This window comes from Cellulosimicrobium composti (assembly GCF_010287905.1).
Classification (GTDB): Bacteria; Actinomycetota; Actinomycetes; order Actinomycetales; family Cellulomonadaceae; genus Cellulosimicrobium; species Cellulosimicrobium composti.
Genome location: NZ_JAAFAN010000017.1, coordinates 55,193 through 64,112 on the forward strand (window position 1 = coordinate 55,193; position 8,920 = coordinate 64,112).

At 75.7% G+C, this 8,920-nt stretch carries 10 protein-coding genes; 4 read left to right on the forward strand and 6 right to left on the reverse strand.

The features are described 5' to 3' along the window. The first annotated feature begins 205 nt into the window (after nucleotides 1–205). Nucleotides 206–949, forward strand: a complete 744-nt coding sequence (dapB, locus tag GYH36_RS07155) for a 4-hydroxy-tetrahydrodipicolinate reductase (RefSeq protein ID WP_162289499.1) — start codon at nucleotides 206–208, stop codon at nucleotides 947–949. Next, the gene (locus GYH36_RS07160; RefSeq protein ID WP_376739810.1) at nucleotides 946–1,470 is read left to right on the forward strand and encodes a hypothetical protein; all 525 of its coding nucleotides are present in this window, start codon (nucleotides 946–948) and stop codon (nucleotides 1,468–1,470) included. Before dapB ends, GYH36_RS07160 begins: the two co-directional genes overlap by 4 nt. 19 nt (nucleotides 1,471–1,489) lie before the next feature. On the opposite strand, the gene GYH36_RS07165 is transcribed toward GYH36_RS07160, so the two are convergent. The 6 genes from GYH36_RS07165 to GYH36_RS07190 all read right to left on the reverse strand — a co-directional run bounded on the left by GYH36_RS07165 (nucleotide 1,490) and on the right by GYH36_RS07190 (nucleotide 5,917). Further along, complete coding sequence (locus GYH36_RS07165) at nucleotides 1,490–1,948, reverse strand: hypothetical protein (RefSeq protein ID WP_162289496.1); 459 nt, start codon at nucleotides 1,946–1,948, stop codon at nucleotides 1,490–1,492. Nucleotides 1,949–2,021: 73 nt separating this feature from the next. Continuing rightward, nucleotides 2,022–2,531: a GNAT family N-acetyltransferase gene (locus tag GYH36_RS07170; RefSeq protein WP_162289497.1), complete on the reverse strand. Its 510-nt coding sequence runs from the start codon at nucleotides 2,529–2,531 to the stop codon at nucleotides 2,022–2,024. Nucleotides 2,532–2,584: 53 nt separating this feature from the next. Further along, nucleotides 2,585–2,905 carry an AzlD domain-containing protein gene (locus GYH36_RS07175; RefSeq protein WP_024840565.1) on the reverse strand — a complete coding sequence of 107 codons (321 nt, stop codon included), beginning with the start codon at nucleotides 2,903–2,905 and terminating at the stop codon, nucleotides 2,585–2,587. Beyond that, nucleotides 2,902–3,720 (reverse strand): AzlC family ABC transporter permease, encoded by an 819-nt coding sequence (locus tag GYH36_RS07180; protein ID WP_024840566.1) that lies wholly within the window; start codon nucleotides 3,718–3,720, stop codon nucleotides 2,902–2,904. Before GYH36_RS07180 ends, GYH36_RS07175 begins: the two co-directional genes overlap by 4 nt. Further along, nucleotides 3,717–4,370 (reverse strand): TIGR00645 family protein, encoded by a 654-nt coding sequence (locus GYH36_RS07185; protein ID WP_024840567.1) that lies wholly within the window; start codon nucleotides 4,368–4,370, stop codon nucleotides 3,717–3,719. Before GYH36_RS07185 ends, GYH36_RS07180 begins: the two co-directional genes overlap by 4 nt. A 62-nt stretch (nucleotides 4,371–4,432) precedes the next feature. Continuing rightward, nucleotides 4,433–5,917, reverse strand: coding sequence for an NAD-dependent succinate-semialdehyde dehydrogenase (locus tag GYH36_RS07190; protein ID WP_024840568.1), 1,485 nt, complete (start codon nucleotides 5,915–5,917; stop codon nucleotides 4,433–4,435). 134 nt (nucleotides 5,918–6,051) lie between these two features. Between GYH36_RS07190 and dapA the strand changes: the two genes are divergently transcribed. Then, entirely contained in the window at nucleotides 6,052–6,999 is a 948-nt protein-coding gene (dapA, locus tag GYH36_RS07195) for a 4-hydroxy-tetrahydrodipicolinate synthase (RefSeq protein WP_024840569.1), read from the forward strand. Between the two features lie 49 nt (nucleotides 7,000–7,048). Continuing rightward, a complete protein-coding gene (locus GYH36_RS07200) occupies nucleotides 7,049–8,734 on the forward strand; it encodes a ribonuclease J (RefSeq protein WP_024840570.1) in 1,686 nt (561 codons plus the stop codon). The last annotated feature ends 186 nt before the right edge of the window (nucleotides 8,735–8,920 follow it).

The window sequence follows — 8,920 nt, forward strand, 5'->3', positions numbered from 1 at the left end:
CCTCGCGCCCCGCGTCCTGCGTGCGCCTGGTCGTCGCGTGCCGACCCGGCCGCCGTCTCGTCCTCCGTCTGCGACGGCGGACGCCCCCCACGGGCGACCGCCGCGCGGCGATAGGGTGACGGGCGTGAGCGAGCAGAACACGACCGCGTCCCCGACCGACGAGACCGCCACGGGCGGGGGCCCGGGCGGACCGCTGCGCGTCGCCGTGCTCGGCGCCGCGGGCCGCATGGGGGCGACGGTCTGCGCCGCCGTGGAGGGCGCCGCGGACCTCGAGCTCGTCGCGCGCCTCGACGCGGGCGACGAGGTGACCCCGCAGACGCTGCGCGGCGCGCAGGTCGCCGTCGACTTCACCGTCCCGTCCGCGACCGAGGCGAACGTGCACGCGCTGATCGACGCCGGGGTGCACGCCGTCGTCGGCACGACCGGCTGGACGGACGAGAGCCGCGGCCGGGTCGTCGAGCACCTCGCGCGCGTCGCCGCCGACGGCGGGCCGTCGCTCGGCGTGCTCATCGCGCCGAACTTCGGGCTGTCCGCGGTGCTCGCGATGACGTTCGCCGCGAAGGCCGCCCGGTACTTCGAGTCCGCCGAGGTCGTCGAGCTCCACCACCCGGACAAGGTCGACGCGCCGTCGGGCACGGCCCGGCACACCGCCGCCGCGATCGCGGCCGCGCGCGCGGACGCGGGCCTCGGCCCGAGCCCGGACGCGACCGAGTCGGGCTGGGAGGCGCGCGGGGCGGACGTCGACGGCGTGCGCGTGCACGCCGTGCGACTGCGCGGGCTCGTCGCGCACGAGGAGATCCTCTTCGGCAACGCCGGGGAGCAGCTCGTCATCCGCCAGGACTCGTTCGACCGCGTCTCGTTCATGCCGGGCGTCCTGCTCGCGGTGCGCGAGGTCTCCGCGCGCCCGGGGCTGACCGTCGGTCTCGAGAACGTGCTGGACCTCGCGTGAGCACCCCGGAGGGCGCCCCGCACGACGGCGACCCCGAGCGCCCGGTCGGGCGCGCGCGGGCCGGCCGGCCGTGGAAGGCGATCGTCGGCGCCGTCCTCGTCACGCTCCTGCTCGCGCTGTACGTCTGGCAGGTCGCCGGGCGCGCCGCCGCGCTCGTCGGCACGGGGGAGCCGGTCGCCATGGCGATCGGCGCGGGCGTGCTCGTGCTGCCCCTGCTCGTCGTCGGGCTCGTGGGCCGCGAGTTCCTCCTGGCCGGGACCGTGCAGCGCATGGCGGACGACCTCGCGGCCCGCGGCCGTCTCCCCGTCGACGACCTGCCGCGCTCGCCGGGCGGCCGCATCGACCGCGAGGCCGCCGACGCGGCGTTCGGCCGCTACCGCGACGCCGTCGACGCCGACCCGCAGAGCTGGGAGGCCTGGTACCACCTCGCGTTCGCGTACGACGCGGCGCGCGACCGGCGGCGCGCGCGCGAGGCGCTGCGCAAGGCCGCGGCCCTCTACCGCGCGCGGCGCCGGGGCTGACGGCCGGTCCGCGCCGGGCTCACAGGCTCGTCCAGCAGTACACCTGGTGGCCCGCGTCGTCCGCGCGCACGCACAGCGCGGCGAGCCGGTGCAGGGCCTGGGCGAGCGCCGCGGGGTCGGACCCGGCGAGTTCCTCGGTCGCGGACCACCGCACGGCCACCTGCTCGAGCGCGGCGGGCGTCGACCCCGCGAGCGCGCCGACGAGCGTGTCCGTCACGGAGACGACCCATGGTCCCTCGTCGCCCACCGACGCGACGAGCGAGCCGTGGCGCGCGTCGGCGGTCACCTCGCGGTAGGGGCGGCCGGTGAGCAGGCTCGCGAGGCTGCCCAGCACGACGAACGGGTCGATGCCCGTGCGCTCCACGGTCGCGAAGCCGGGCTGAGCCGTCAGGGGGTCGGGTGCGCTCGGGCCCGTGTGCGCGGCGACCGCCGCGCGCGCGTCGTCGGGGGCGGCGAAGTAGTCGGTGAGGATGCCCATGGCGGACGATCCTCGCAGGTCAGGGGGCCGCGCGGGTCACGGCCGTGTCACGGGCGTGTGACGGCCGTCGTGCTCAGATCTCGGCGACCCAGCGGCGCTCGACGACGTCGCGGAGGCCGGTCGCGAGCGTGCGGGTGCGCCCGTCGGGGCCGAGGCCGGCGCCGGCGAGGAACGCCTCGCGCGCGGCGTCGCCGTCGAGCACCCAGGTGACGACCTCGTGCGCGCCGTCGCGCCGCAGCCGGTCGACCGCGGCGGACAGCAGCCGCGAGCCGTGCCCGCCGCGCTGGTGGCGCGGCTCGACCTCGAGCGCGAGGACCTGCCCGGGGGAGACGGCGGCGAACCCGACCACGTCGGCGCCCGCGCACGCGACGAGCACGGCGAAGCCCGGGCCCGGGGGCGACGAGATCGCCGCGGCCCACTGCTCGCGCATCCGGACGGTGTCGAGCGCGTCGAGCACGTCCTCGCCCAGGACCTCGGCGTGCGACGCGCGCCACGCCCCGACCTGGATCGCGGTCATCGCGACGTCGTCGCCGGGCACGGCAGGGCGGACGGAGACGTCGGCCGTCTCGCGGAACAGGTTCACGGGTTCACCCTACGAGACCGCGGCGACCGTCCGGCCCCGGGGACGGGTCGTGCTCAGCCCCAGCCGAGGGCGCGCAGGCCCGCGGCGGTGACCGCGGCGAGCACGACCACCACGATGAACGGCGCGCGCAGCGCGAGCGCCACGGCGGCCACGCCGACCGCGGGCAGGCGGGCGTCCACCACGAGCGCCTGGCCGTCGCCGACCGTCTGCACCGTGACGAGCGCGGCGAGGAGCGCCGCGGTGACGAGGGCGGCGGTGCGCGCCACGCGCTCGTCGGCGAGCCAGTGCTCGGGCACGAGGTGCCCCGCGAGCTTGAGCGCGAAGCACACCGCCGACGCGGCGAGCACCACGACCCACACGGTCGCCGTGGTCATGACCTCTCCTCTCCCGGGTCCGCCCCCGGCCGTGGCCCGGGCGCCGGACGGCGGCGGCGGGCGTCCACCTGACCGACGACGATCGCGACGCCGGCCGCGGCGAGCACCGGCACGCCGCCGGGGGCGAGGGGCACGAGCACGGCTGCGACGACCACCGCGGCCGCGGCCGTGAGCTGCATGGCGCGGGCCGCGAGCCGCGGCCACAGGAGACCGAGGAACGCCGCCGCGGCGGCCGCGTCGAGACCCCACGCGCGCGGGTCGCCGAGGGCGTCGCCCGCGAGCGCCCCGACGAGCGTCATGGCGTTCCACAGCACGAAGATCCCGACGCCCGTCCACCAGAACCCGGCGCGGACCGCGCGGCGCGAGCGCTGGGCGGTCGCGACGGCGGTCGACTCGTCGATCGTGAACTGGGCCGCGAGCACCTTGTGCCACGAGCGCAGCGCGAGCAGCGGCCCGAGCTGCGCGCCGTACAGCGCGTTGCGCACGCCGAGGAACCCCGCGGTCGCGACGGCGGCGCCGGCCGCCCCGCCCGCCCCGACCACGCCGATGAGCGCGAACTGCGACCCTCCGGAGAACATCAGGAGGCTCAGCGCCATGGTCTGCGCCACGTCGAGGCCGGCGACGACGGACAGCGCGCCGAACGACACCCCGTACAGGCCGGTCGCGACGGACACCGACACCGCCTGGCGGACGGCGGCGCGGACCTCGTCCTCGACGGCCGTCTCGACGACGTCGTCCACCTCGGCGTCGAGCGCCCGGTCGCGGTCGGGCGCGGCGTCGGCCCCGGGGCGCGGGACGTCGTCGGGCCGGGTCATGCGTGCGGGTCGGCGGGCCCCTCGCCCGCCGCGGCGGCGTTCGCGGCGCGCTGGTGCGCCGTGAGGGACATGCGGTCGATGAGCGCGAGCGCGAGCGCGGACACCACGAACGCGAGGTGGATGAAGGTCTGCCACATCATCTGCGTCGGGGTGTAGCTCGCGCTGTCGATGAACGTGCGCAGCAGGTGGATCGAGGAGATCCCGATGATCGACATCGCGAGCTTGGTCTTGAGCACGTTCGCGTTGACGTGGCTCAGCCACTCGGGCTGGTCCGGGTGGCCGTCGAGCCGGATGCGCGACACGAAGGTCTCGTAGCCGCCGACGATGACCATGATGAGGAGGTTGGAAATCATGACCACGTCCACGAGGCCGAGGACGGCGAGCATGATCTCCTCGGCGCCGAACGTGTGCGTCACCATCTCGTGGGTGCGGGGGTCCTCGGTGACGTGCTCGCCCGTGAACCCGCCGACGATGAGGTGCCACAGCTCCTTGAGGAACTGCCACACGTAGACGACCTGCGCGACGATGAGGCCGAAGTAGAGCGGTGCCTGGAGCCACCGGGACGCGAAGATCAGGTACCCGACCGTCGTGACGCGGGCGCTGGGGGCGGGGGCGGTCGGGCTGGTGGTCAGCACGGGCGTCGAGGGCACGGGCGTGGGCTCTCCGGGAGTCGGTGGCGGGGGAGCGCCAGGCTACAACGCCGCGTCGGTGCTCAGAGCGCGACGTACACCGTCTCGAGGTACTCCTCGAGACCCGCCTCGCCGCCCTCGCGGCCGAGGCCGGACTGCTTCACCCCGCCGAACGGGGCGCTCGCGTCCGACACCATGCCGCGGTTGATCCCGATCATGCCCGCCTCGACCTCCTCCGCGACGCGCACGGCGCGGTCCAGCGACGCCGTGTACGCGTACGCGGCGAGCCCGTACTCGGTCGCGTTCGCGAGCGCGAGGCCCTCGTCGTCGTCGCCGAACGCGACGACCGGGGCGACGGGCCCGAAGATCTCCTCGGTGACGACGCGCGCGTCGGGGTCGACTCCGGACAGCACGGTCGGGGCGTAGAAGTGGCCGGGGGAGCGTGGCCGGTCCGCGCCCGTGAGGACCTGCGCACCGCCGTCGGACGCCGCGTCGACGAGCTCCGCGACCTTGTCGACGGCCTTGGCCTCGACGAGCGGTCCCACCTGCGTCCCCTCCTGCGCGCCGGGACCCACCCGCAGGCCCTCGAACGCGGTCGCGAGGCGCTGCGCGAACTCGCGCGCGACGGCGTCGTGCACGAGGAAGCGGTTCGCCGCGACGCACGACTGGCCCGCGTTGCGGAGCTTCGCGACGAGCGCGCCCTCGACCGCGGCGTCGAGGTCCGCGTCGGCGAACACGAGGAACGGTGCGTTCCCGCCGAGCTCCATCGACGTGCGCAGCACCTGCGGCGCGGCCTTCTCGAGCAGCGTGCGCCCGACGGCCGTCGAGCCCGTGAACGACAGCTTGCGCAGACGCTCGTCGGCCAGGAGCGGCTCGGTGACGTCCGCGGCGCGCGACGAGGGCAGGACGTTGACGACACCCGTCGGCAGGCCGCGCTCCGCGAGCTCGGACCGGATCACCTCGGCCACGAGCGCCGTCGTGAGCGGCGTGAGGCGCGCGGGCTTGACCACGACCGTGCAGCCGGCCGCGAGCGCCGGGGCGATCTTGCGGGTCGCCATCGCGATGGGGAAGTTCCACGGCGTGACGAGCAGCGCCGGGCCCACGGGCCGGCGGAAGACGAGCTGGCGGTTCCCGCCGGCCGGCGCGGTCCGGGCGAGCCCCTCCGCCCGCACGGCCTGCTCGGCGTACCAGCGCAGGAAGTCGGCGCCGTACAGGACCTCGGCCCGCGCCTCCGCGCGCGGCTTGCCGCACTCGGCCGTGATGAGCGCGGCCACGTCGTCGGCGCGCGCGACGACCCGGTCGTAGACGGCGCGCAGCACCTCTCCCCGCTCGCGCGGGGGCGTCGCGCGCCACGCGGGCGCGGCCCGGTGCGCGGCGTCGAGCGCGCGCAGCGCGTCGGCGGGGCTCGCGTCGGCGACGTCGAACAGGGACTCCTCCGTCGCCGGGTCCTCGACCTCGAACGTCCCGCCGCCCTCGGCCGGACCCCAGTGCCCGTCGATCAGCAGGCCGGTGGGGACGTGCGCGACGAGCGCGGGGGAGAGGCTCGACGTCGAGGCGGGGCGGGACATGCTCCGAGTATCGCCCTGCGGGTCGCGAGGGCGCACGCGGGCGGCCCTCGGCCGTCGGCTCCCGCCCGGCGGTGCGCGTCCGCCGGGCGCGGACGGGCGCGGTGCGCGCCCGCGCCGCACGGTAGTTTGTGCACATGGTCCTTCCCGCCACCCCTGCGCGCCCGTTCGGTGCCGTCCTCACGGCCATGGTCACCCCGATGACGCCGGACGGCGCCGTCGACCTCGCCGCGGCGGCCCGGCTCGCGAAGCGTCTGGTGGACGACGGGAACGACGGCCTCGTGCTCAGCGGCACGACGGGCGAGTCGCCCACGACGCACGCGCCGGAGAAGCAGGACCTCGTGCGCGTCGTGGTCGAGGCGGTCGGCGACCGCGCGGCGGTCGTCGCCGGCGCCGGGTCGAACGACACGGACCACGCGGTGCGCATGGCCGAGCAGGCGGCCGAGGTCGGCGCGGACGGGCTGCTCGTCGTCGCGCCGTACTACTCGCGCCCCAGCCAGGAGGGCGTGTATCGCCACGTCGTCGCGATCGCCGACGCCGCGGACCTGCCCGTCATGCTCTACGACGTCCCCGGGCGTACCGGCGTGCGGATCGCGCCCGCGACGTACGGCCGGCTGGCGGAGCACGAGCGCGTCGTCGCGAGCAAGGACGCGACGGGCGACGTGTACGCCGCCGCGAAGCTCGCGGCGTCGACCGGTCTCGCGTTCTACAGCGGCGACGACGGCCTGCTGCTGCCGTTCCTCGCGCACGGCGCCGCGGGCATCGTGTCGGTCGCCGCGCACGCGGTCGCCGGGCCGTTCGCCGAGGTCGTGCGCCGCTTCGACGCGGGCGACCACGCGGGCGCCCTCGACGTCTTCCTCGCCACGACGCCCGTCATCGACGCGCTCAACGGCACGGGCTTCCAGGCCGTGATGGCCAAGGCCGCCGTCGAGCTGCTCGGCGTCACCGACAACCGCGCGCTGCGCCTGCCGAACGTCGCCGCGAGCGAGGAGGAGGTCGCGCTCGTGCGCGACGCCCTCGCCGCCGCGGGCGTGCTCGGGCGCGCGGGCACCCCGGCGGCCGCGGCCGCCGCGACCACGAACTAGCGAGGGCAGGAGCCCTCGAAACCCCGGCTCAGCCACGACAGGAGGCCCCGTGAGCCATCCCCACCCCGAACTCTCCCTGCCTCCCGAGCTCCCCGCCGGAGGGCTGCGCGTCGTCGCCCTCGGCGGGCTCGGCGAGGTCGGCCGCAACATGGCCGTCCTGGAGTACGACGGACGACTGCTCGTCATCGACTGCGGCGTCCTCTTCCCCGAGGACAACCAGCCCGGCGTCGACCTCATCCTCCCGGACTTCGACTACATCGCGGACCGGCTCGACGACATCGAGGCCATCGTCCTCACCCACGGCCACGAGGACCACATCGGCGCGGTGCCGTACCTGCTGCGTCTGCGCCGCGACATCCCGCTCGTCGGGTCGCAGCTCACGCTCGCGTTCGTCGAGGCGAAGCTCAAGGAGCACCGCATCTCGCCCGTGACCCTCGCGGTCAAGGAGGGCCAGGTCGAGCAGCTCGGCGTGTTCCGCTGCGAGTTCGTCGCCGTGAACCACTCGATCCCGGACGCGCTCGCGGTCGCGGTGACGACCGGCGCCGGGACCGTGCTGCACACGGGCGACTTCAAGATGGACCAGCTCCCGCTCGACGGACGCATCACCGACCTGCGCGCCTTCGCGCGCCTCGGCGAGCAGGGCGTCGACCTGTTCATGGTCGACTCGACCAACGCCGAGGTGCCCGGCTTCGTCACGCCCGAGGTCGAGATCGGCCCGGTGCTGGACAACGTGTTCGCCGCGTCCGAGAAGCGCATCATCGTCGCGTCCTTCTCGTCACACGTGCACCGCGTCCAGCAGGTGCTGAACGCCGCGCACCACCACGGGCGCCGCGTCGCGCTCGTCGGGCGCTCGATGGTCCGCAACATGACGATCGCGGCCGAGCTCGGCTACCTCCACGTGCCCGAGGGCGTGCTCATCGACCTCAAGAAGGTCGACTCGCTGCGCGACGACGAGATCGTCCTCATGTGCACCGGGTCCCAGGGCGAGCCCATGGCGGCGCTGTCGCGCATGGCGAACGGCGACCACAAGGTCCAGGTCGGCCACGGCGACACCGTGATCCTCGCGTCGTCGCTCATCCCGGGCAACGAGAACGCCGTGTTCCGCATCATCAACGGCCTCACGCGCCTCGGCGCGCGCGTCGTGCACGGCGGCAACGCCAAGGTGCACGTGTCCGGGCACGCGAGCGCGGGCGAGCTCCTCTACTGCTACAACGTGCTCAAGCCCAAGAACGTCATGCCCGTGCACGGCGAGGTCCGCCACCTCGTCGCCAACGGGGCGCTCGCGGTCCGCACGGGCGTGCCCGCCGACCGCGTCGTGCTCGCCGAGGACGGCGTCGTCGTCGACCTCGTCGACGGCAAGGCGTCCGTCGTGGGCGCCGTGCCGTGCGGGTACGTGTACGTCGACGGGTCGAGCGTCGGCGAGCTCACCGACGCCGAGCTCAAGGACCGGCGGATCCTCGGCGAGGAGGGCTTCGTCTCGGTGTTCGCCGTCGTCGACTCCGCGACGGGCAAGGTCCTCGCCGGGCCGCAGATCCTGGCGCGCGGGTTCGCCGAGGACGACACGGTGTTCGAGGACATCCGGCCCGAGGTGGTCCAGGCCCTCGAGGACGCGATCGCGGGCGGTGCGACGGACACGCACCAGCTCCAGCAGGTCATGCGCCGCGTCATCGGCCGGTGGGTGTCGAACCGCCTGCGCCGTCGTCCGATGATCGTCCCGGTCGTCGTCGAGGCGTAGTCCTCCGACGACCGGCGGACCGGGTCCCGTCGCTGGTCGGGGCGTCAGTATGCTGGCGCCCCGCCCCGCCCCGGAGGCGCTGTGGCCCCCCCCGCCCCCTACGGGGTCCCCCCGCCCGCCCGCCCCGCCGGCGCCCCGCCCGCCAAACGCGCCGGCCCCCCCCCCCCCCCCCCCCACCACCGGCGG

Coding starts and splice junctions, on each gene's coding strand:
- GYH36_RS07190 (WP_024840568.1), bottom strand. CDS start 5,917: ATGTCCCGCCCCGCCTCGACGTCGAGCCTCTCCCCCGCGCTCGTCGCG.
- dapA (WP_024840569.1), top strand. CDS start 6,052: ATGGTCCTTCCCGCCACCCCTGCGCGCCCGTTCGGTGCCGTCCTCACG.
- GYH36_RS07175 (WP_024840565.1), bottom strand. CDS start 2,905: ATGACCACGGCGACCGTGTGGGTCGTGGTGCTCGCCGCGTCGGCGGTG.
- GYH36_RS07165 (WP_162289496.1), bottom strand. CDS start 1,948: ATGGGCATCCTCACCGACTACTTCGCCGCCCCCGACGACGCGCGCGCG.
- GYH36_RS07180 (WP_024840566.1), bottom strand. CDS start 3,720: ATGACCCGGCCCGACGACGTCCCGCGCCCCGGGGCCGACGCCGCGCCC.